At 43.4% G+C, this 23,196-nt stretch carries 22 protein-coding genes; 8 read left to right on the top strand and 14 right to left on the bottom strand.

Annotation, left to right across the window (positions count from 1 at the left end):
* Positions 1–21 precede the first annotated feature (21 nt).
* The 8 genes from MAMP_RS03225 to MAMP_RS03190 all read right to left on the bottom strand — a co-directional run bounded on the left by MAMP_RS03225 (position 22) and on the right by MAMP_RS03190 (position 8,401).
* Positions 22–702, bottom strand: a complete 681-nt coding sequence (locus tag MAMP_RS03225; protein ID WP_007144553.1) for a Fe2+-dependent dioxygenase — start codon at positions 700–702, stop codon at positions 22–24.
* An 81-nt stretch (positions 703–783) separates the two neighbouring features.
* Positions 784–3,048: a TonB-dependent receptor gene (locus MAMP_RS03220; RefSeq protein WP_007144552.1), complete on the bottom strand. Its 2,265-nt coding sequence runs from the start codon at positions 3,046–3,048 to the stop codon at positions 784–786.
* Positions 3,049–3,337: 289 nt separating this feature from the next.
* Positions 3,338–4,672, bottom strand: a complete 1,335-nt coding sequence (gene pmbA / locus MAMP_RS03215; protein WP_007144551.1) for a metalloprotease PmbA — start codon at positions 4,670–4,672, stop codon at positions 3,338–3,340.
* Positions 4,673–4,730: 58 nt separating this feature from the next.
* A complete protein-coding gene (locus tag MAMP_RS03210; RefSeq protein WP_007144550.1) occupies positions 4,731–5,489 on the bottom strand; it encodes a HesA/MoeB/ThiF family protein in 759 nt (252 codons plus the stop codon).
* Between the two features lie 31 nt (positions 5,490–5,520).
* Positions 5,521–6,357 carry a peptide chain release factor N(5)-glutamine methyltransferase gene (gene prmC / locus MAMP_RS03205; RefSeq protein WP_007144549.1) on the bottom strand — a complete coding sequence of 279 codons (837 nt, stop codon included), beginning with the start codon at positions 6,355–6,357 and terminating at the stop codon, positions 5,521–5,523.
* The gene (locus tag MAMP_RS03200; protein WP_007144548.1) at positions 6,357–7,352 is read right to left on the bottom strand and encodes a response regulator; all 996 of its coding nucleotides are present in this window, start codon (positions 7,350–7,352) and stop codon (positions 6,357–6,359) included. Before MAMP_RS03200 ends, prmC begins: the two co-directional genes overlap by 1 nt.
* A gap of 18 nt (positions 7,353–7,370) precedes the next feature.
* Complete coding sequence (locus MAMP_RS03195) at positions 7,371–7,682, bottom strand: DUF3301 domain-containing protein (RefSeq protein WP_007144547.1); 312 nt, start codon at positions 7,680–7,682, stop codon at positions 7,371–7,373.
* Positions 7,679–8,401 (bottom strand): 16S rRNA (uracil(1498)-N(3))-methyltransferase, encoded by a 723-nt coding sequence (locus MAMP_RS03190; protein ID WP_007144546.1) that lies wholly within the window; start codon positions 8,399–8,401, stop codon positions 7,679–7,681. Before MAMP_RS03190 ends, MAMP_RS03195 begins: the two co-directional genes overlap by 4 nt.
* 103 nt (positions 8,402–8,504) lie before the next feature.
* On the opposite strand from MAMP_RS03190, the gene MAMP_RS03185 reads away from it, so the two are divergent.
* The 8 genes from MAMP_RS03185 (at position 8,505) to MAMP_RS03150 (ending at position 17,149) form a co-directional block, all read left to right on the top strand.
* Positions 8,505–9,302, top strand: a complete 798-nt coding sequence (locus MAMP_RS03185) for an inositol monophosphatase family protein (RefSeq protein WP_007144545.1) — start codon at positions 8,505–8,507, stop codon at positions 9,300–9,302.
* Positions 9,295–10,044, top strand: a complete 750-nt coding sequence (gene pgeF / locus MAMP_RS03180) for a peptidoglycan editing factor PgeF (protein WP_007144544.1) — start codon at positions 9,295–9,297, stop codon at positions 10,042–10,044. The genes MAMP_RS03185 and pgeF overlap by 8 nt, the downstream gene beginning before the upstream one ends.
* A gap of 39 nt (positions 10,045–10,083) precedes the next feature.
* Positions 10,084–10,896 carry a ZIP family metal transporter gene (locus MAMP_RS03175; RefSeq protein WP_007144543.1) on the top strand — a complete coding sequence of 271 codons (813 nt, stop codon included), beginning with the start codon at positions 10,084–10,086 and terminating at the stop codon, positions 10,894–10,896.
* 2 nt (positions 10,897–10,898) lie between these two features.
* Positions 10,899–11,930, top strand: coding sequence for a lipopolysaccharide heptosyltransferase II (waaF, locus tag MAMP_RS03170; RefSeq protein ID WP_040576163.1), 1,032 nt, complete (start codon positions 10,899–10,901; stop codon positions 11,928–11,930).
* Entirely contained in the window at positions 11,927–13,426 is a 1,500-nt protein-coding gene (locus MAMP_RS03165) for a hypothetical protein (RefSeq protein WP_007144541.1), read from the top strand. The genes waaF and MAMP_RS03165 overlap by 4 nt, the downstream gene beginning before the upstream one ends.
* Positions 13,416–14,534 (top strand): glycosyltransferase, encoded by a 1,119-nt coding sequence (locus tag MAMP_RS03160; protein ID WP_007144540.1) that lies wholly within the window; start codon positions 13,416–13,418, stop codon positions 14,532–14,534. The genes MAMP_RS03165 and MAMP_RS03160 overlap by 11 nt, the downstream gene beginning before the upstream one ends.
* A gap of 88 nt (positions 14,535–14,622) precedes the next feature.
* On the top strand, positions 14,623–15,345 hold the full coding sequence (locus tag MAMP_RS03155) for a lipopolysaccharide kinase InaA family protein (RefSeq protein ID WP_007144539.1): 723 nt from the start codon (positions 14,623–14,625) through the stop codon (positions 15,343–15,345).
* Positions 15,346–15,409: 64 nt separating this feature from the next.
* A complete protein-coding gene (locus MAMP_RS03150) occupies positions 15,410–17,149 on the top strand; it encodes a carbamoyltransferase family protein (protein ID WP_007144538.1) in 1,740 nt (579 codons plus the stop codon).
* On the opposite strand, the gene MAMP_RS03145 is transcribed toward MAMP_RS03150, so the two are convergent.
* From MAMP_RS03145 to rfaP, 6 genes are read right to left on the bottom strand one after another with little or no spacing between them, the layout of a single operon-like run.
* Entirely contained in the window at positions 17,137–18,165 is a 1,029-nt protein-coding gene (locus MAMP_RS03145) for a CgeB family protein (protein WP_007144537.1), read from the bottom strand. The two genes, MAMP_RS03150 and MAMP_RS03145, sit on opposite strands and share 13 nt — an antisense overlap.
* Positions 18,166–18,189: 24 nt before the next feature.
* Positions 18,190–18,789, bottom strand: a complete 600-nt coding sequence (locus MAMP_RS03140) for a YrbL family protein (protein WP_007144536.1) — start codon at positions 18,787–18,789, stop codon at positions 18,190–18,192.
* On the bottom strand, positions 18,782–19,816 hold the full coding sequence (gene galE, locus MAMP_RS03135; protein ID WP_040576162.1) for a UDP-glucose 4-epimerase GalE: 1,035 nt from the start codon (positions 19,814–19,816) through the stop codon (positions 18,782–18,784). Before galE ends, MAMP_RS03140 begins: the two co-directional genes overlap by 8 nt.
* Complete coding sequence (locus MAMP_RS03130; protein ID WP_083821441.1) at positions 19,734–20,951, bottom strand: glycosyltransferase family 4 protein; 1,218 nt, start codon at positions 20,949–20,951, stop codon at positions 19,734–19,736. Before MAMP_RS03130 ends, galE begins: the two co-directional genes overlap by 83 nt.
* Positions 20,948–22,366: a lipopolysaccharide kinase InaA family protein gene (locus tag MAMP_RS03125; RefSeq protein WP_007144533.1), complete on the bottom strand. Its 1,419-nt coding sequence runs from the start codon at positions 22,364–22,366 to the stop codon at positions 20,948–20,950. Before MAMP_RS03125 ends, MAMP_RS03130 begins: the two co-directional genes overlap by 4 nt.
* Positions 22,356–23,156: a lipopolysaccharide core heptose(I) kinase RfaP gene (gene rfaP / locus MAMP_RS03120; RefSeq protein WP_007144532.1), complete on the bottom strand. Its 801-nt coding sequence runs from the start codon at positions 23,154–23,156 to the stop codon at positions 22,356–22,358. Before rfaP ends, MAMP_RS03125 begins: the two co-directional genes overlap by 11 nt.
* Positions 23,157–23,196 lie beyond the last annotated feature (40 nt).

Below are 23,196 nucleotides of genomic sequence, written 5' to 3'. Positions count from 1 at the left end.
AGGGGATTGTTCCATTCAACTTTATGTCTGTGACCAGTGACGTAACAGATTATGATAAAGATGGGTTAACGAGGCGATCGACTCACTTTCAGGATGATCCATGATCAAAGTCTGGATGTTTTGATCAAGCTCGTACAACATCTGTCTCTGTTCACTGCTTGCCACCAAACTTTGCGACCAGAAAAAAGCGGCCAGGCGGATACCTTCTGTAACAGGTTCAACCCGGTGCATACTATTTGCCGGATAGACAATAGCATCCCCAGCTGCGAGCTTAACGCGTTCCTCACCATAACTATGCTGAATAACCAACTCACCGCCTTCATATTGCTCAGGCTCACTAAAGAAGACCGTGGTAGACACATCACTGCGTAATTTAATACTTGAATTAGGCAGGGTTAATAAAGCGTTATCAACATGATTGCCATAGGCGCCGCCACTTTCGTACCGATTAAACAAGGGCGGTAATACTTTCGCCGGTAAGACGGCAGACATAAAATGAGGATGAGCCCCCAAGCGGTCAAGAATCAGATCGCCAATCTGTTGAGCAACCTGACTGTCTCGACTTAACTGCAAATTAGTTTTCACATTGATGGCAACATGCCCCGCCGTCTGTCGCCCATCATTCCATGTCTCTTGCATCAGCGCCTGCCGACATTTTTCAGCTTCCTCTGAACTCAACAGACCTTTGATAGGAATAAGCATAATAAGTGACACCCTTATAGCAAAAAAGCTTTGCCATCATGATGATGGCAAAGCTATAGAGAGTATAACTAAATGTGGCGTTTAAAAATCGAGTTTCAAGGTAGCCACCGCAGATCGACCCGCAGCGATCGTTGCATAATGTGAAGCATAAGCTGATGTGTAATATTCTTTATCAAATAAATTAAAGATATTCAGCTGCACAGACACATCATTATTGATCACATAGTTTGCCATGGCATCATAACGCGCATAGCCTGCGACACCTTTTTCAATTAATACACTTGTATCACTTCCATAAGTATAGCCACCAACCACATCACTTTGTGCGTATAAACCAAGTCCAGCATTAAATTTTGGTGTGAACTGATAGTTAGTCCATAAGGTAAAGCTATGTCGTGGCGTATTAGGAGCGGCTTCCCCTTCACCTGCATTGGGACCACGTCTTCCAAGCCCTAGATTCTCTTGCTCACTATCCATATAGGTATACCCAGCGAACACATCCCATTTTGATGTTAATCGACCATTAGCGCTGAATTCAAACCCATCTATGTTTTTTTTGCCTGCCATCTCAGCATTACCTTCATCATTGGTGATTCTGAAGTTATCAATTTCACTTCTAAAAATGGCAAATGTTGTTGATAATTGCTCATTAAAGAAATTCCATTTTGTTCCAATTTCATACGATTTGGTTTTCTCAGGTTCTAACTGTGCCGTAATATCTGAATCCGCCGCATTAGACTCTCTACCTTGGCCTAGAAATGAATTACCAGGCGTCGTTGCTGTTGAGTATGATGTATAAATGCTGCCATTGTCTGCTGGCTTGAAAACAAGACCAATTTGATAATTCCACAGATTATCCTTACTCGTCACATCAGCGACACCAGGTGCAGATTGATAACTAGAATCATAATGATCATAACGAATCCCTCCGTTAACTAACCATTGTGGAGTGAGCTCTAAGGTGTCAAACACATAAGCAGACATAGTTTTTGTCTCATAGTGTCGTGGGTCACCATAGGTATAATCAAATAACCAAGGGTCATTCGGTGACGGATTGCTCAGGCTAGTACAGGTATAACTACTGGCAGCCCCCGCCCCATTAGGACAGCTATTGTCGCCTGGCTGGATGGCTGTCGACTGGATCTCTGATCGTTCACGCGAAAGCTCCACGCCTGATGAATAATTATGTTTAATGAAACTGGTTTCAAACTTACCGGTTAGCTCAGTCAAGTTTTGCACCGTTTCAGTTTCACTATAGCGCGCATTACCTCTACGCCAGACTAATCCGTTGGCGACATTACCCTTGCTATCATCAGGCTGTGTCCAAATGTAATCCTGCTTTGACTTTGAGTAACGCAACGTGTTCTTTATGCTTGTGTTTGAATTGATATCGTGTTCGATAATGCCAGTCAGTTGATCAGTTTCTTCATCACGATCATCACGTTGTGTTAAACCATACCAGTTATTTCTATCGCCGCCAGTTGTCGGACGAAGTGAGTGTGTTCCAGAAGTAAGCGTTCCACTTGCGACTTCATAAGGAATACCACCATCTGGAATATCATTTGTTTTTAAGTGATACCAAGCAAGGGTGACCCGTGTTGGTGAATCCATACCTAATGTAATAGATGGTGCAACACCCCAACGTTTATTTTCAGGGCCATCTCTGCCCGGTACATCTTCAGTCAGCCCCATTGCATTCAGACGAACAGCAACACCGTTATCAAAATATTGGTTCATATCTACCGTAGTTCGCAAATGTTCATCGGTTCCTAGACCCACTTCAGCATGTCTAAAGTCTTCCGATTTAGGCAATTTGGTAGTGATATTGATGCTACCGCCAGCGCCGGCACGACCACTAAACGCAGAATCGGCCCCTTTAATGACTTCAATTTGTTCTGTATTGAATGTTTCACGCGAACCTGCCGCAATGTCACGTAGCCCATCAACTGAAACACTATTCTGACTATCTACACCACGAATAAAGGGGCGATCTCCCAAAGGATTCCCCCCTTCTGCCGCACCAAAGGTAATTCCAGGAACAGTTCGAAGCGCATCTTGCAAGCTGGTAGACCCTGTATCACTAATTATTGCTTGCGGGATAACGTTAACTGTTTTAGGTGTATCAACCAACGGAGCGGTGAATTTATTTGAGGATGAATATTCGGTATTGAACTGGTTTTCTTTCTTACCTACAACACTAATACTATCTAGATCAATTTCGTTATCAGTAACACTATTATCAGCCATAACAACCGGTGTAAGTGGTAGTGATAATAAAAAAGCGGTGATCGTAGGATGAACCGATTTATTTAATACAGGACGTCGTGAGGGGAATTTATTTTTCATATTGCTCGTATTTAGTAAAGATAAACCAAACGCGTTGTCACGCCAGAAGGAACGAAACTTTACCTTTAACTAAATCTAAATGCAACACATTCTCAATTAGATTTAAAATCTTTTCCTGTTATTAGCAAATAACAGCAGCTCTTTTACACATGATGTTTATTGACAACAGTTAGCTTTAAGCTAGACAAACACCCGTCGTTGTTTAACATTAGAACTGCATATTAGCTGCGTTAAATTATCAGTGATACGGAATTGGGCCTTAATCTCTATTGAGAGCTTGCAATTCCATTTAAGAGGCAGCAATCATCATTTTTTCGAGCAACACTGAACCACAACGGGTATTGCCTCGTATATCCACATCACTGCCTACGTCCACAATCCCCATAAACATGTCTTGCAAGTTACTGGCGATGGTAAATTCATCAACCGGATATTGGATTTGACCGTTCTCAACCCAAAACCCCGCTGCACCTTGTGAATAGTCACCATTCACAATATTGACGCCCATGCCCATGGTTTCCGTGACGATAATGCCCTTATCCATCTGCTTTATCAGCGCCGCTAAATCAGCATCAGTACTGCTATCAATGGTTAAATTATGTACACCACCCGCATTTCCGGTTGTTTGCATGCCTAAGCGTCGGGCAGCATAACTGTCGAGCACATAGCCTTGCAGTACACCATCCAATATGATGTCACGGTTTTGTGTCGCCACGCCTTCACCATCAAAACTGGCACTGCCTAATGCTTTAAGAATATGCGGTTGCTCATGCACATGAATAAATTCAGGAAAAATTTGCTCGCCTTTTTTGTCCAGCAAAAAAGAAGCTTTACGGTATAAAGCACCACCACGGATAGCAGAGATTAACTGGCCAAATAAAGAAGGGGCCATTTGCGCAGTAAAAATCACCGGATAACTTCCGGTTTTCACTTCACCGGCACCTAATCTTGATAACGTCCGTTCAGCGGCCTTTAAACCAATCGACTCGGCACTAGCCAGATCGTTAGCATCGCGTTTAATGTCATACCAATAATCACGCTGCATGCCTCGCTCATCTTGAGCAATCAGCGTCGCAGACAGACTATGACGACTGCTTTGTGTTGCTCCGATAAAACCATGACTGTTTGCATAAACACGTTGTCCACTATGACTGGAAACGGTGGCGCCTTCTGAGTTTGAAATCCGACTATCGCTATCAAGACCGGCCTGTTCGCACAATGTCGCTATATCAATGGCTTTATCCACATCAATTGCCCAGGGGTGATAAAGCGATAATTCCGGAAACGCTGTGGCCATTAAATTTGCATCGGCAAGCCCTGCCGCTTCATCCGCCTGAGTATGTTTAGCAATATTACAAGCCGCTTTGACTGCTTCAGCAATAGCCGCTTCACTTAAGTCAGATGTGCTGGATGAGGCTTTGCTGTGTCCGAAATACACCGTGATGCCCAAGCCAGTATCGTTATTGTGCTCCAGCGTTTCGACTTCACGTTGGCGGACCGTGACCGATAATCCTTCACTATGGCTGATGCCCACTTCAGCAGCACTGGCCCCCTGCTTTTTGGCTTCAGTTAATGCCATTTCAGCGGCACGTTCTAATTCAACGGTGTTTGTCATTTGACTCATCTGTGTTCAAATCCTCGACTTATTTGTCTTTCTCAATGGTTTGAGATGCCTTATCGGCTTATATTCTGTGGTGACTATCGGAGCAAACCGGGCAGCTTGGATCTGGCCTGAGTTTTATTTCTCGCCAACTCATGGAAAGCCCATCCAGCAGTAATAAACGCCCCGTTAAAGGTGTCCCAATTTTTGCCAGTAGTTTTAATGTTTCCGCGGCCTGCGTTCCGCCAATCATCGCGAGCATAGGGGCAAACACACCACTCTCAGAGCAGGTTTCCTGTAATTCGCCTTTGTCTTCATACAAGCAGCGGTAGCATGGTGAATCAGCCTGTCGTGGATCATAGACTGTCACTTGTCCGTCAAAACGAATCGCTGCTCCTGATACCAGGGGAATCTTGTTTTCCCTGCTGACTTCGTTTAAGAAAAAACGTGTCTCAAAATTATCGGTACAGTCTACGATCACATCGACATCCCTAGATGCCGCCAGCATAGCGGGTTTATCCAGTCGTTTATCGATCATATCAATCCTGATATCAGGATTTAAGGCATGTAATTGTTCTGCCGCCGATTCAACTTTTTTTCGACCGATATTTTGATGGGTGTGAACAATCTGTCTTTGCAGATTAGCTAATTCCACCACATCATCATCAACTAAAGTTAAATGACCCACACCAGAGCCCGCTAAATACATGGAAACAGGCGCGCCTAGCCCACCTAACCCAATGATCATCACATGGCCGTCCAGCAGACGCTGCTGCCCTTCAATATCCATTTGCGACAATAAAATATGGCGACTGTAGCGTAATAATTGTTCGTCATTCATCAGTGATTAGACTCAATAGCGTAGTGCAGCATTATAACGTGAGTTGGCCCATCACGGCCCGGTCGTTTCCGCCAAAATCCTGGTGTGCTGAAATATGAGAAAAGCCCGCGGCGGAAAAAAGCTGTTGCACAGCCACAGACTGATCATAACCATGTTCCACCAGCAACCAGCCATTTGGACGCAAACAGTTTGCCGCCTGCTGGGTAATAAGTCGTATATCGTCCAACCCGTCCGGGCCAGAAATGAGCGCAGAAAGAGGTTCAAATCGCACATCACCTTGCTGCAAATGCGGATCATCCGCTTCGATATAGGGTGGATTTGATATCACCATATCAAATTGATTTTGCTGACAGGCCGTCAGCCAGAAAGCCTGCATAAAATGCACGTTATCTAATTTGTGTTTACGTGCATTTGCCTGAGCTAATTGCACTGCAGGCAGATGAAAGTCCGTGGCAAACATGGTGATATCCGGCCGCTCATCTGCGATGGATAAAGCAATGGCCCCGCTGCCTGTACCCAGATCAATAATTTTCATGCCGGCTTCTACTTTCGCCAAGGCCAGTGCGACTAATAATTCAGTATCCGGCCGAGGAATCAGTGTTGAATCATTTACGTCAAGCTCCAACGACCAGAACCCTCGCGAGCCCGTGATGTGGGCTATCGGTTCACCGTTCTTTCGGCGCTCAATAAATTGTTTAAATTGTTGCCATTGGCTTTCTGTGAGATCGCTTTCGGCATCCAGTAATAATCGTGTTGGAGAACAGTCCAGAAGATGACACAGAAGATACTGTATATCGATATCTGGACTGATTGAACTGCGTAAACAGGCACGGCCATAGGCCTGAGCTTCACGTATAGAGGGCAACATTAAATAAACACAAACAACAAGGCTAATATTGCTATAACGCCGGTTCCGATACTGATATTACGCTGCATGGTCAGTTGTGCATGAAGCTGAGCCCATTGTTCTTGATGACTGTTATCAAACTCCTGCTTCATCGCCGTCACTTGATTGCGGATAAGCGGCAGGATTTTTTCATTGACTAAGCGTTCCAGACTTTTTGCGACCAATGGATTTAAATCATGCTTAAGCTGCCTTAACACCGACTCACGCACGATATTTTGTTGTTTATCCAACCATTTCCCAGCATGCTGATCCAGAGCCCGATCAATACTCGAACTCAAATCCATATCTTTAAGCGCCTGTTGTAAAACTGGTTCAGCCGTTATCGTAACCAGCTCATTCAATTGCACTGACAGTGATTGTTTCAGATCAGAAAACTGTTGTTGCGTCAGTTCTTTCACCAACTGAGTAATCTCAGCTGCCCCTAATTGAGATTCCGTTGTAGTCTTTTCCGGCAGTTGGATTTGTTGCAAACGCATATCAAGATCGTTCATCAACTCAGCTTTAAGCGAAGTCACTATGGCCTCAATATCAAGCTGTTGTGGTTCGACTCCTGAAGGGCTCATCTCCGGTAACTCTATTGTTCTGAGCTCAATCTCATCTAATATGGCGGCCACCTTATCTGCCTCAGGTGGCTTACTCAACACAGCAGAGGCACCGGCATCAAAGGCTTTTTTCTGATCGGCTTCGGTTTCATTACCGGTACAAATAACGACCGGAATCCGTCCCCATTGTGAATGCTGTTTTAGCTGAGCAGTGGCTGTGAGTCCATCCATTGCTGCCATCATCACATCCATAAAAATGAGATCAGGCAGTTTGTCGGTAGTTTGCAGCCAGTGCATGGCTTCTTCAGCACTCCCCAGTTCAATACTGTTGAAGCTGTGGTCACGTAATAGCTTACTCAACGTCATTCTGGCAACGCGAGAATCATCCACCACCAATGCCGTAAATTTAGACATGTTTATCCTCTGATGTGATTAACCGACCCGAAACGCATCCATGCTAATCGACTCCACTTTTTTCCCCATCATAATGACTTCCCCCCGATAGCGCTGCTGCATATCGCTGGCAAATTCAAAAAAATAATAACGCTGTAACTGTATTCGTCCTTGGCGGTTACGTTTAAAACGGATTTTACACCAGAACACCGTATCATTTAAGAAGGCGACTCCGGTATTGGCACAATAAGATTTTGCGGCTATCGTAGCCCGCTCAGCCACGCCACGACTGTCCCACCAAAACCAGGCGAGGCTACCGAGAATAATCAGTAGTAAACCACTATCATTCATCCCAGATCACCCCATAATGTTTGTGCAACAGCTAAAGCTGCCACCGCAGCTGTTTCTGTGCGAAGAATACGAGGACCAAACTGTACTGCTTGATAGCCGGCGTTTTTTGCCATCTCAATTTCAGTATCTGACAAACCACCCTCTGGCCCAATTAACATGGTCAGGGACGCCGGTTTGCTCAATTCAGAAAATCCTTTTTGTGCCAAAGGATCCAACACTAAGTTCAACTCATCTTTATAGTCAGCAAGCACTGTTGAATAGGTTTGAACGGCCGTTAACTCAGGCAGGAAACTGCGTCCAGACTGCTCACAGGCACTGACCATAACGCCTGTCCAGTGATTAAAACGCTTATCAGCACGATCACCACTTAACTGCACATTACAACGTTCGGTAATCACCGGAACAATCTTTTTCACACCCAGTTCCACCGCTTTCTGAATGGCAAAATCCATGCGTTCACCACGAGAAATGCCTTGTAGCAGGGTAATGTCTAGTGGTGATTCTTTCTGCGTTTCTACAAGCTGACCAAGACAAACGCGTGACTGTCGTTTTTCAACAAGAGTTAATTCTGCCTCATACTCCATACCCTGCCCGTTAAACAAACGGATATTTGCTCCAGGTTTCAGACGCAGTACCTGAACAGCATGACGATGCACGTCATCAGGCAAGACAAATTCTGATTCAGAAGATGACAATATTTCAGTATAAAATCGGGGCATTCGCATGGTGTTGAAGTCAAAAAGCTACTAAAGTGACTAGCAGTTTACAGATTGTCATCGATAGATTGAATCAAATTCCTTTTTTCGCTGTTATACTCAAGACATGAATATAGACCGGCAACAAATTCAGCAACTTGTCAGGGACGTGGCCTCCACAACCCTTTTGCCCTATATCAATAATGTCAGCCGTGACTATAAAAAGGACGGTAGTATCGTCACAGCCGCGGATAGTGCGGTGCAAAGCTCATTAACAAAACAGCTTGCTGAGTTGCATCCTGATATCGCTTTGCTCGGCGAAGAAATGTCTACTGAACAGCAGCAACAACTATTTGATTCCGGCAAACCAATCTGGTGTCTTGATCCTGTGGACGGTACCAGCAACTTTGCTTCAGGTTTACCGTTTTACTCCATCTCACTGGCCCTGATTGAACAAGGTGAAGTGACCTTTGCCATGGTATTGGATCCCTCTCGTAATGAGAGTTTCACCGCTATTCGCGGTCAGGGCGCTTGGCTGAATGATGAACCACTGCGTCTGACCTCACCTAATCTTAGCCTCGACAACACCATCGCGTTTGTCGACTTTAAGCGTTTACCCCCAGCCTTAGCCTCTAAAATCGTGGCAGATCGCCCTTTTGCCTCGCAGCGAAATCTGGGCTCTATCGCGTTGGAGTTATGCTGGTTGGCGGCTGGCCGTGGACATATTTATCTGCATGGTAGTCAGCAAATCTGGGACTATGCCGCCGGCGACTTAATTTTAGAAGAAGCAGGTGGTTTTGCTTCTACTCTGTATGGCGCTCCTTCGTTTCGTTACACCTTACAGCCACGTTCATCATGTGCCGCCATTGATGAACACTTATTTCAGGTTTGGCAAAGCTACTTACTGGATGCGGTGAATGGTTAGAAAAACGCTGGAATTTATTACGCCAGACTGGACCATGCCCGACCATATTCAGGCATACACAACAACCAGAAAGGGCGGTATCAGCCCTAGCCCATACGATAGCTTTAATATTGCCAATCACGTTAACGATACGCCTGAGAATGTGGAAAAAAACCGCGCGGCACTTAACTCTGCCCTAAAACTGCCAGCCTCCCCGCTATGGCTGCAACAAACACACAGCACTCAGGTAATTAATAGTCAGGATTGGCAGGAAGGCATCGAAGCGGATGCGATTTACTCAAATCAAACCAATCACGTCTGCGCGATTATGACCGCTGACTGTCTACCATTATTGCTCAGTAATGCATCTGGTACTGAAATTGCCGCAGTCCATGCCGGCTGGCGAGGTTTAGCCGATGGCATTATTGAAAAAACCTTAGCGCAATTTGATGCTGCCGCAGAACATATTTATGCCTGGTTGGGGCCTGCCATCGGTCCGGAAAAATTCGAAGTGGGTTTAGATGTCTATGAGGCATTTATCAGTCACGATCCGATGGCTGAAGTCGCTTTTCAGCAAAGCGATGACAGTCATTTCTTGGCCGATATCTATCAACTCGCCCGCCTGAGATTGAGACAGCATGGTGTCTCGCAATTATTCGGTGGCAATTATTGTACGATGACTGACGCTTCCCGTTTTTTCTCCTATCGACGGGATGGAGAGACTGGTCGTATGGTTTCGCTTATCTGGATCAGCAATAAATAAGGTATCATTAGCGGCTTAATTCAGCCTTGTTGGATCATTATGGAATTACTCATCTGGATCATTGTTTTTAGTCTGGTAGGCGGACTTTTGAGCGTTGTTGTGGCTTCATCGTTTTTATTATTGCCTGAAAAACATCGCACACTGGCCGTGCCACACCTTGTTAGTTTTGCGATAGGCGCGATGCTCGGCGCTTCTTTCTTGGGTTTAATTCCACATGCTATTGAGCATGAGTATGCCATTGATGCGCATGCTATCGGTTTAACATTACTTCTCGGTTTACTCAGTTTTTTTGCACTAGAGAAAATGGTGTTATGGCGACACTGTCATACTCATCATGGTCATGAACATATTCCTGAACTGGACAGACCTGATCATCATGGTGGTCATCACCATAATCACAAGCATAAATCGGCTGGCCCGTTAATTCTGATTGGCGATACGATACATAACTTTGTGGATGGTATCTTAATCACCGCAGCGTTTCTGACTGACGTACATCTTGGGGTGGTCACCGCCTTAGCTATTGCAGCTCATGAAATCCCACAAGAATTGGGCGACTTTGTCATTTTATTACACAGTGGATTTAGCCGAAAAAAAGCCCTCTATTACAATATCTTGTCGAGTTTAGGTACATTAGCCGGCGCGTTAATTGGTTACTTTGCGTTATCCGGTATGCAGCATTTCCTGCCTTATGTTCTGCTGGTTGCCGCATCCAGCTTCATTTATGTGGCTGTTGCCGATTTAATTCCTGGCCTGCACGAAAAGGTCAAACCTATTGAATCTTTACAGCAAATCAGTTTGATTGCTCTCGGTGTCGTGTTTATTTATATCGCTCATAGCACATTACATTAGTCATGTCGGGAAGGAACCCCAATAAAAAGATCTTAATTGTCGGCCCATCTTGGGTGGGTGACATGGTCATGGCGCAATCACTTTTTATTGCGTTAAAGCAACAAGATCCAGCGGTTATCATCGATGTCCTCGCGATGGACTGGACACGACCATTGTTGCAGCGTATGCCTGAAGTTAACAACGCCATCAGTATGCCAATATCTCATGGTATCTTTGCTTGGAAAATGCGTAGAGAATTAGGTCTCTCTCTGCGTGATAAACATTACGATCAGGCGATTGTTTTACCCAACTCATGGAAATCAGCGCTTATTCCCTGGTTTGCCAAAATCCCTGTAAGAACGGGTTGGCGTGGCGAATATCGTTATGGCTTACTGAATGATGCCCGAAAACTGGACAAAAAAGCTTTACCGATGATGGTTCAGCGCTTTGTTGCTTTGGCACATCCAGCATCACAGTCACAGATAAAACCGACTTATCAAGCACCGTTGATGATTGGTGAGCCCCCAAATGAAGTCATTAATCCTAAACGCCAGTCTGTTCAGCAAAAACGACTTATCCTTTGTCCTGGTGCAGAATTTGGGCCAGCCAAACAATGGCCGACATCGCATTATGCAGCGCTAGCAGACTCTTTTCTTACGTCAGGATGGCAAGTATTAATTCTTGGCTCCAAGGCGGATATCAGCACGGCAGACGAAATCGTCAGTCTTTGTCGGGATAAGTCTGATAATTTAATCAGCCTTGCTGGTCAGACACAGTTAGAAGAAGCCATAGACTTATTAGGCACTGCAGATTACGTTGTTTCCAATGATTCAGGCTTAATGCATATTGCTGCGGCGTTACAGGTGCCATTAGTAGTAGTTTATGGTCCAACATCACCCGCATTCACTCCCCCCTTAGCCAACAACGCTAATATCATCCAGATTGATATAGACTGTAGCCCATGCTTTAAACGCACCTGCCCTCTGGGGCATCATAACTGTATGAAACAACTTTCTGTTGAAACTGTTATTGAACAAATAAAAACAACAAAATGAAATCGCTAAACTCGTTTTTTTCAGAACTTAATAATAACCAGTTACGCTTATTTACGGCGTTATTTAGTCTTCTACTTTCCATATTGGCATTCACCAATGATCAGCTAATCAACAGTGATGGTGTTTTGTACATGAATATGGCAAAAGCCTATATTGACGGGGGACTTACAGCCACAGCATCAATGTATGACTGGCCGTTTTTTTCCATGTTGATTGCAAAGTTTCATCAATTTAGCGGTTTCAAACTGGAGTTTAGCGGTCAGCTAATCAATAGCCTGCTTTTTGTCGTTTTCACCGATGCACTTTTTCTTATCGCCAGCAAGCTACTCACAACCCAGCGATACGTCTTTATTGCGGCGTTGCTCATTCTGTGCTTTTCCACCTTAAATGACTATCGCAGTTATATTATTCGAGATATTGGTTATTGGGCTTTTATATCTATATCCATGTATCGAACCATTATTTTTCTGGAAAAACCCAGCTGGTTAAATGGCTTTTACTGGCAATTATCCAACTTGTTAGCCATGTTATTTCGTGTTGAAGCTATCACTATTATTCTGGCAACACCTCTCTTCATCCTCTTCCAACTAGGTGTTAAAGAGGGCTCAAAAGCCAGTGTCAAGCTTTGTTCATTCTTCCTGTTCGCTGGAGTAATAAGTGCTGTCACCTTTACCCAACAGCAAGGACTAATGAATGCATTTGGTAAAGTCCTTAGCGTGACGCAATTTCTAGACTACTCAGCCATTACTGATGAATTTCATACTAAAACAGCCATTCTCGGTAATGAATTATTGAATCAGTATTCTGAAAGATACAGCGGGATGATTTTGGCTTCAGGCCTAGTTTATATGTTACTGGCAAAAATCATTACTGGCTTATCACCTCTTAATCTTATTTTATTTGTCTTCGCGAGACTTCAGCACAAAAAGAGCTCATCTGATGCTAAGACTCGGCGTTTTTTACTTTTTTTCGTCGGTATAAACGTCGTCATTTTGCTTTCCTTCCTATTTAAACATTACTTCATGAGTACGCGTTATGCTGTCATGCTAATCACTGCTCTGATGTTACTAATGCTACCATCCATGTGCAGACTAATAGATGAGTACTGGCAAGCAAAAAATAAAGTTGCGCTTGTATTAATTTCGCTATTGCTTCTAGCCAGTCTGATTGATTCATGCACGACGAGTGTAACCAAAGGCTATATAAAAGAAACGGCGATCTGGGCAAGCCAACATTTGCCAGAAAATAGCCGAGTTCTCACCAATGATATTTTTATTGATTTTTATTTCCATGAAAATGAGCCAAAGACGCAGTTAAACCTTGATAGAACTCTGCAAACTAACAACCAGTTCGATTATTTTATTACTGTCGAGAAGCGTTCTCATGCAGAGAGGAAAAAGCATTATGCCAACTGGAATTTGATTCCCATTCATCACACTGAGAATGCTAGAGGTGATAAAGCTGTCGTATATAAGGTAGTGAACATTGACAACTAAGCCTCGCCATATACTGCAGCTATGTCATAGCTATGATCCTCCTTTTGATGATTGCGCGCGGCAATACGCATCATTATTCAAAGACTCTAGTTTCCAGGTCACTACTGTCTTTTTAACAGGCTCTCCTCAAGCTGACTTATTAAAAAAAACACTTTCTGATGAAGTCATTTTTCTTGAAAGCCCAAAGCATAAGCTCAAAGGTCTTAAGTTATCATTACTAAACCGTGTTAAGGCAATATCTAAACAAAAACAATACGAACTTTGTATTGCACACAGAACAAAACCCACTTATTTGGCCCTCATTGCCACACAACTTCCTGTAGTGAGTATTCACCATGCATTTGGTGACTTTGACCGTTTAGGAAGAAGGCTTTTTACAAAGCTATTCACATCTCGCTTATTGCTGATTGGAGTATCTAAGGCTGTATCAGAGGATATAAAGCAGCACCTACCAAACTTCCCTACAGATAGAATCGAAACTTTATACAATAGAGTTGATGTAGAAAATTCAAGAAAAGAACTATTTGATAGAACTCAAGCCAGAGAAATACTAGGTATTGCTCCTGAATCTTATGTTATTGGTAATGTAGGCAGATTACATCCTGATAAAGACCAGAAAACACTCATTCAGGCATTCGCCAAGGCAAAGAGCTCTTTGCCAAGTAATGCCTTATTAATCATTATTGGGAAGGGCAAACTTCAACAACAACTTCATGATCTGGCTCACTCACTTAATGTAGAAGAAAACGTCAAATTCATTGGATATATCAAAGATGCGAAGCGTTATTTTACAGCCTTCGATATTTTTGTATTGACCTCTGACAAAGAACCTTTTGGTATGGTCGTGTTGGAAGCAATGGTTGCAAACATTGCAGTAATTTGCAGTGATTGTGGTGGAGCAAGGGAAATTGTAGAAAATTCTGGACTTTTGTTTCCTTTCGCATCTTCTGAAAAGTTAGCCGAGCTCCTGATTCATACAGCCAATAATAAAGATTCGGTTTATAACCATCAGGCATCGAGTACAAAATTACAGACTTACTTTTCTGATGAAGCTGGGAAGAAATCATTTTGGAATTTAGAGCAAATACAGAAAATACTGTTACCTTGACTACTGTATTTATGATAATTAATTGGTATTTAAGAATAGTAGAATATAGTGCATAACAAACAGCTCCAATTAATCAGGTCGTATAAAAATGGCAAAAATAAAACAAGAAAACAGATATGACTTTGAGACGATATGGCAACTGGATACAGACTGGTTCGAACCGCCAAATCATAGACGCGGCGGCTGGAGTGGCGTGGTTAAATATGTATTGAAAACAGCAAATGGCGCGGTTGATGTGTTCATCAAACGTCAGGAGAATCACCGCACTAAAACATGGTGTCATCCACTAAAAGGCATTCATACCTTTCAAAAGGAATATAACAATATTCTCAGGCTGACAGCAAAACATATTCCGACACTCGAGCCCGTCTATTTTTCATGTGACAAGTCAAGGGCGATACTAGTAACAAAAGAACTGACTGGTTACCAATCTCTGGAAAACATTTCTCCTTTAAGTCTATCAAGTGTATCTCGTAAACAGTTGCTGAAAGCAGTCGCCCATGTGTTAGCAGATATGCATCAGGCACATTTTCAGCATAACTCACTTTATCCCAAACATATTTTTGCCAAGCCAATCAGCAGTGGTTGGGATATAAAAATAATCGATTTGGAGAAAATGAAACGTACATTGTTCGTACGGCAATCGATGATGAGGGATCTGGGCACATTAGAACGTCATGCTAATCAAGACTGGTCGAAGAAAGATCGCGTTTTCTTTTTACAGCAGTACTTCAACGAGCAACCGTTATCTAAAAAAACCAGACAACTTATACAGAAGCTTGCTAAGCCCAAAAAAGCAAAACGTCATTAGTCGTGTTGGCCGACTGCATGCGATATACTTACACACTGTTTAACTCAAAGACATATATCACATCATGATCGTTTTAGGTTTGTCTGGCGCGGTAAATCACGACGCCTCCGCTGCTTTGTATATTGATGGAAAGCTTGTAGCTGCTGCTGAAGAGGAACGCTTCCTACGTGACAAGCATGCCAAAGGAAAAATGCCCTACGAGGCAACTAAATTTTGTTTGGAACAGGCTGGTATTCGTCCCGATCAGATTGATATTGTGGCCTTCCCTTATGCCGAGATTGGCCTGAAATCACCCGCCCGCTGGCATTATGCTAAACGTCATTGGTATGCTCCAGACCGAGCACTTACCGCCTTATTCAGTGGCAATCGTCGATATTGGCGTAATCACCGAAATGTGATGAAGTTATTAGACGATCTAGGTATCGGTGCGAAACGCGTTAAATTTGTTCCCGTTGAACATCATTTAGCTCATGCCAGCAGTGCTTACCATCTAAGCGGTTTCAAAGAAAAAACAGCCATTATCGGTATCGATGGTAAGGGTGAATATGCCACCACGTTCTTTGGTTATGGTGAAAATGGCAAGATTCATAAAGTCAAAGAATTCTATGATCCGGATTCGCTTGGTGGGGTTTATGGAGCACTGACTGAATACCTTGGTTTTGAAATGCTGGATGGCGAGTTCAAAGTGATGGGTATGGCCCCTTACGGTGATCCTAAACGTTTCGATTTTTCACGCTTGATTGACTACAAAGACGGTGAATTCAAAGTCAATACAAAACTAGTGAACGTTGTAGGTACCCGCCGTTTCAAAAAGAACGGCAAAGGTTACTTTTTCAGCCCTGAATTAATTGAATGGCTCGGGCCAATGCGTGAAGGTGATGAAAAAGACGAGCCTTACATCGACTATGCCGCCAGTATCCAAGATCTGTTAGAAAAGACAGCCTTAAAACTCATTGATTTTTATCTCGGTGACATTATTAAAGAGACCGGCAAAATTGCTTATGCAGGCGGTGTTGCATTAAACGTCAAACTGAATCAACGTATTATCGCCATGCCTGGCGTTAAAGAACTGTTTGTACAACCGGCTGCAAGTGATGCGGGTACGGCCATTGGTGCGGCCAGCTATGCTTCACAATTAGCGGGGGTACCAGTAGAAAAAATGGAACATGTCTACTTAGGACCTGCGTATACAACAGAACAATGTATTGAAGCATGTGAGCAATACGAGCAGCCAGTCAAATGGCAACGAATGACTAATGTTACTGCAGAAACAGCCAAAATTCTGGCTGATGGTAATCCGGTTTCCTGGTTTCAGGGACATATGGAGTTCGGACCTCGCGCTTTAGGTAACCGCAGTATTCTCGGCTCACCCAGCCATCCTGGGGTTGCTGATAGAATTAATGCCCAAATCAAATACCGTGAACGCTGGCGTCCATTCTGTCCGAGTATGCTAGATACAATCGCACCAGAAATACTACAGACGGATCACCCTAGTCCGTATATGACATTTACGTTTGATGTGGCAGAAAGCTGGAAATCACGCATTCCAGAAGTCGTACATGAAGATGGAACAGCCCGTGCTCAGATTGTTACAAAGGCCACCAACCCTCGTTATTACTCACTGCTTCAGGAAATGGAGAAGCTTACCGGTAATGGCGTGGTTTTAAACACCTCTCTGAATCGTCGTGGGGAGCCAATGGTATGCAGCCCCACAGATGCATTAAATATGTTCTTTGGCTCAGACTTAGAATACTTAGTCATGGAAGATATCTTAATTACTAAAGATGATCATCAACCCATATAACTCAACATATGCTGGGTACGTTTATCCCAAGTGAACTGTTGACGTATTTTCTGTTGTCCCCGTTTAGCTATGGCTAAACGGGCTTCATCATTACTTAAATAATAAGCGACTTTCTCTACCAGTTCTTTTGAACCCTTGAATGTTTCAATTTCCAGACCGATGTCGAATAACTCGGCAACTTCATCACAGTAATCTGTCAGCACAAAACACCCTGCAGCCATTGCTTCAAAAATCCTCAGATTAACTCCCGTTTCAGCCGCATAAAATGGTCCTCTAGTGATATTTAATACTATCTTTGACCCCATTAGATGCTGATGTAAAGCCTCTCCCCACACAGGTTTATCATCTATTTTTTCTTGCAGTTTCTTGGATAAGATGGCTTCGTTACGCCCCCAACGAGCACCTTTTATCGAGACATAATCAACAATATGCTCCAGCATAAAACAACGTCTAAGATCGGCACTGCCAACAAATAACACTTCATGCTGAAACTTTCCTGATTGCCGTTCAATAAGGTTAGCCCCAAAAGGTGAAAATATCGCATCGATATCCATGCGATTGAAAAACTCTGTCACTACTTTTGAGAATGAAAAGACTCGGTCATAAATACGCACCTCATTCTCAATAAAATATATAAACTCTCGACGTTTTGTGTAGAGGTTACAGCTATCAGTATCGTACAAATAGAGTTCTATATTTCTAGATTTTGCAATATCTTTAAGCTGTTCGGGATTAATAAAACGATACACAAAACCTATAACAAAAATAACTTCAGGTTTCACCTCATCAAGCACTGTTAAAAACGACGATAAGGCTTTTTTGGGTAAGTAATAAAAACTCTTCTTCTCTGAAAATTTTCGTTTTACTTTTGCCAGAGCTGAGCGAGGCTTATATAAATTGATCTGTTTTAGTTTCGCTAAATCATAATATTCTGAATTGTCGATACAAGCATGAATGTCTCGGCCAAGGGTAGCCCCACCAATTCCATCCAGAATTAAGATTTTTTTCTCAGTCACGTACCAATGTCCCTATCTTGATTTTTATATATTGGAAATAATTTTCTTCGTGTTCGATTGGTTAGTAAACTTCTTTGATAATAAACCTTTAAACTTTCCCCATTTCCGTTCAATTTTCTTTCTGCCGAAAAAACGAACATAACTACTAATCGGTACGATGTCCGAGTTACCTATATTATCGATAATCAAAAATCTCACGCCGTCGTTTCGCAACTGCAAAACCATATTTTTAGGCTTAAGCGTCATGGTAATAATATTCTGCTCTAGCAAGTCCCACTTCAATTTAATCAGCGCCTGACCAATGGATTCGACTAACTCTGGTGTCGAGCTCAGATTATCCAGATAAAACGCCAAAGTTTTGGACACTTGCCCATCATCATCACGAATTAAATCGAAGACAGCGCCAGGCCCCATATTCGTTTCTTCGTTACCGTAAAACTGCGGTAAGCTGATCCAATCAATATTTCGGCGCTGCAGGAACCGATAATAAGCCTGTTCTCGACGAGTCTCTTCCTCACCCCGTAAAACAACGACCTTCACACATTTTGAATCATCGTCAGGATGGACATGGACTTCTCTATGTAATCCTTTTCCGACTAATGTAGCGGCCGATAATTCAAGCATCGCCATATCCATTAGGGTTTTGACTTTGCCAGCGCCAGGCATCCGTCACCATATCATCCAGTGTTTTCTCAGCGGTCCATCCCAATAGTGATTTTGCTAAGGCCGGATCGGCATAATTAATTGCCACATCTCCCGCACGGCGGTCGACAATTTTATAATTCACTTGCTTGCCCGATGCCTGTTCAAAAGCAGCGATCACTTCAAGTACGCTGTATCCCTGCCCCGTGCCCAGATTCACCGCTTTACAGCAGGGTGCTGTCGCATCCGATTCCAGCCAGTTCAGCGCCTCAAGGTGTCCCCGAGCCAAATCCATCACATGAATATAGTCTCGAACACCTGTGCCATCAACGGTGTCATAGTCGCCTCCAAAAACGGATAAGCACTCTCTTTTACCAATGGCTGTTTGCGTGACATAAGGCATCAGATTATTTGGAATAGCACTGGGATCTTCACCAATAAGACCAGACTCGTGTGCACCAGCTGGGTTAAAGTAACGTAATAACACCACACTAAGTTGATCTGGCGTCGCCTTGACCATATCTGCCAGAATTTCTTCTATCATCAGTTTGGTACGGCCATAAGGATTCGTTGCCGAAGTCGGAAACGTTTCATTTACGGGCATTGAAGCAGGATCGCCATAGACGGTGGCTGATGAACTGAATACAAAATTTTTCACAGAAAATTGCTGCATCACCTCTAATAAAACAAAGGTGGCATCCAGATTATTTTGGTAATACATCAAAGGAAAAGCACAGGACTCACCCACGGCTTTTAATCCTGCCAGATGAATGACGGCATCAATAGGATGGCTATTAAAAATACCTTGTAAAGCCGCTTTATCCCGACAATCTGCTTTGTAAAAGGCGATTTTTTTCCCTGTAATCTGGCCGACCCTATCAATCGCTACAGAGGAGCTATTACTAAGATTATCCACGACCACGACTTCAAAGCCCGCTTCCAATAACACTACACAAATATGCGAACCAATATATCCTGCACCGCCGGTAACCAAGACCGTTGTTGTCATTGTTTTTTCCTTTTTGTTTTGCCTGTGACCTAATCACTGCGGCTGCCTGTTGCGGCATACTGTACAAATCTTCCGTCGCAGCATAGTGCAAAGCGTGCTCAGACCATTGTTGTAATTTATGTTTATCTAACATTTCAACAAGATCTAAGGCTGTTTGCTGTGCACTATCGGCATTCTTAATAACCAGACCGGCATCGGCCCTAATCACATGTTTGGTATAACCACATACATCGGAAACTAAGCTTGGCAGACCTGCTACCATGGCTTCCAGGATCACCGTCCCCGTATTTTCCTTTCTGGCAGGATGAATTAACAAGTCAGCCGCCAGCAAAAAGCGTGGAATATCAGAGCGCCCACCAAGAAACTTCACTTGCTTATCAATACCGTATTGCTGGGCCTGACGCTGTAAATAACGGTTATCGCCATCGCCGATAATCATCAGTTTAGTTTGTTGTTTAATGGCATCCGGTAAATTTGCCAAGGCGGCTATTGCCCGGTCAACACCTTTTGTTTTAAAGCCCGTGCCTACCATCAACAGTAACCACTCATCAGCCGAGATATTAAACTCATCTCTCACCTGCTGGCGAATAAGCTCTGTATTTTGTGGCCGTTTTCTATCACGGTCAATCCCTGGAGGTAAGCTGACTAAACGATCTTTTGGTGTGCCGTAATGATCTTCGAACAGTGTTTGTTGCACATCGGAAATCATCATAGATACGGTATTCGACTGTTTGCCAAAAACGGCTTCTTCACAGGCTTTATAAAACTTCACACGCCCTGAAAACTGTAATAGCCCGTGCAAAGGATGAGACCTTATCCGGTCAATATAACAAGGGTCTGCGGCATAATAGACATCAAGCTCAGGCATTTTATTAAAACCAATCACCAGGTCATAAGCACCCTGATGTAATTGTGGTAATACCTGATCTATATACGATTGCAACCTGGCATGGTTGCTCCACCCATGAGTCTCAATAATCTGCACATTAAATGGCTTAGGCACTTCCCCTTGCCACTCCATAACATAAACATCGACCGTATCATCGGCTTGCAGACAGCAGCGCATGATGTTCATGAAATCACGGGCGAGCCCGCCAAAAGGAAAATACTTATACAAACAGACAGCGTATTTCATAAACGTATTTTTTGTCTTTGTAGCATCACTCTGAAAAAAGCCTCCAGCTCAGGATTCTCCCAGTTTTTCAGGAAGCGTTTTTTATCTTGCACGTTAGCCATGACTGCCTGTTTTTTATTGGTATATTCTCGCATGGCATCTAAATCGATTAGCCAGACTTTGCCTTGTGTATCCAATAACAAATTTTGTGCTTTCATATCGCCATGACCCAACTGCGCTATTTCAAGGCCAGCGAAAATGTTTTGAATCTGATGCACTTCAGACTCGATAGGCATTCGCTGTTGATAGACATCCAACAACTCCTCAGCCTCCCGATATTCACTAATAAAATAAGCTATACGTCTCAATGGACCAAAGCGCTGCTCAATAAAAGCGAGAGGCATTGTTGTCGGAATGCCCATAAACATCAGTAAGTTTGCATTACGCCAGGATATAGCAGCTCGGCTTGGTCGCCAGCAACGGCTAAGTGCATGACCAAGACTTTTAATATTGTAACGTTTAATCACAACATCAAGGCCGCCCATCTGAGTGCGTATCACCGTAGCGGTATTACCGGCCTTTAATATCTGTGCATCAGTGAATAATGCTTCAATATCGTCAACTGACTGAATCTGACTTTGTTGCCAGAATTCACGTTTGGCAGCGACCTGCCAGCGAAAGTTCTGTTGATAAAAGGTCATCGTGCATGGGCGAAAGCACTTCTTAAGATACTGTGACTTTCTTTTTTGCCAAACCTTTTCCAGCCTTGTTGTAAACTGCTGCTGTTCATCCTCAGTGTATTCCCAGCCACGACCGTGATAATACATCTCGATCAGTGGTTTTAGTGTCATGTGTTCCTGTAGTGAGAATTGAGCAATGAGTCGCGCCAGATTGGTTAAACTGGTGTCCTTATCAAGTGCCTTGCCATCGTTTGATTGTTTAACAGAACCCAGGTCAAGCAGCACAAGTTGATGACCATTGAGTAATAGATTATCAAGATGAATATCGTCTTGATAAAGCCCATCCAGATGCAGAGTCAACATTAACGTTGATAACAATTTCAAACGTTCTGGAGATGAATCACCAAGCTGAAAACGCTGACTGTTTTCAATAAATTGATATATCAGTGCAGAACCATGAGCTTCCTTAACCGTCGCTAATAATGCCGGCGTGTTTACCTCACTATCTTTTACCGCATTAATACCCTGAATTTCTCGCTGAAAGTCTTTCTGCGCTTTGCCTTCACTCGCGAAAAGTTTAATGATTACAGCCTTTCCAGCACTGTCTAATGCCTTAATCACTAAACGGCGCCCAGGCAAATCACGAAGAACCTGCTGGCATTGAAACGTTTGCTGCTGCAGCTGTAACTCAAAATACAGCTCAGGCCGAGTTACAGGATTGATGATGGCATTGATAACTGACATTTTATTCAGCATATAAGGTATCTGCCCGCTGTTTAACCTGCTGCCACAAATCAGCCTGTTGGGTTAATGCCTCACGCAAAGGTAGCTGAGTGTAAGTTTTGATAAACCGAAATAAATCACGTTGTGTCAGCGGCACGGCATAAGCCGAGAAGTATAAGCTACCCAGATCTTTTATTTGCCAGCGACGCGGGACTTTTTGTCGGATCTGAGCACGGTGAAGATCGATAAGATAGATTGGCATTGTTGGCTGATAAATATTCGTCTCAGCAAATGACTTATCCAACAAAAAATGACAAAGATAAAAATCCCGATGGTTCATGCCATTTTTATGCATAGTCCCTGCGATATGGGCCAACTTCTGAATTAACTGGTATTTACTTGTGAATGATGGCGGCGTATTTCGCCACTGTTGGCCCAGATATTCCAGACTCATCGTGTCGGTTAAATCATCGGTAATCACAAATGAATGACGCTTCGCCGGATTCCAGCCTTTTTCACCGTAACCGGCTAGGGTCATTGTATCCAGATCATGAGACTGTAAAAACTGCACCGCCTGCCATTCATTACGGGCACTGATGATCGGCAAACGTAATGACAGCAGGTTCTTTACAATTTCAGCCCAGCCAACGCCCTGATGATATTTAAGAAAATAGCTGCGCTGCCCTACCTCAAAACGTAATGTTCGCCGCCCCTCTTTATCACGAAAAATCTCACCCGGCATGGTCTGTAACCAGATAAATATGGCTTTATCCTGCCAGGCGTCAGCTAATTCTTCACGTAGATAGAGAGTGTATGTTTTCATTCAGTTTTATGATGTGATTCAGTCAAACTCAGTTATGGCT

Source organism: Methylophaga thalassica MP (genome assembly GCF_000214595.1).
Lineage (GTDB): Bacteria > Pseudomonadota > Gammaproteobacteria > Nitrosococcales > Methylophagaceae > Methylophaga > Methylophaga thalassica.
This window is presented reverse-complemented; position numbering and strand designations above follow the sequence as displayed.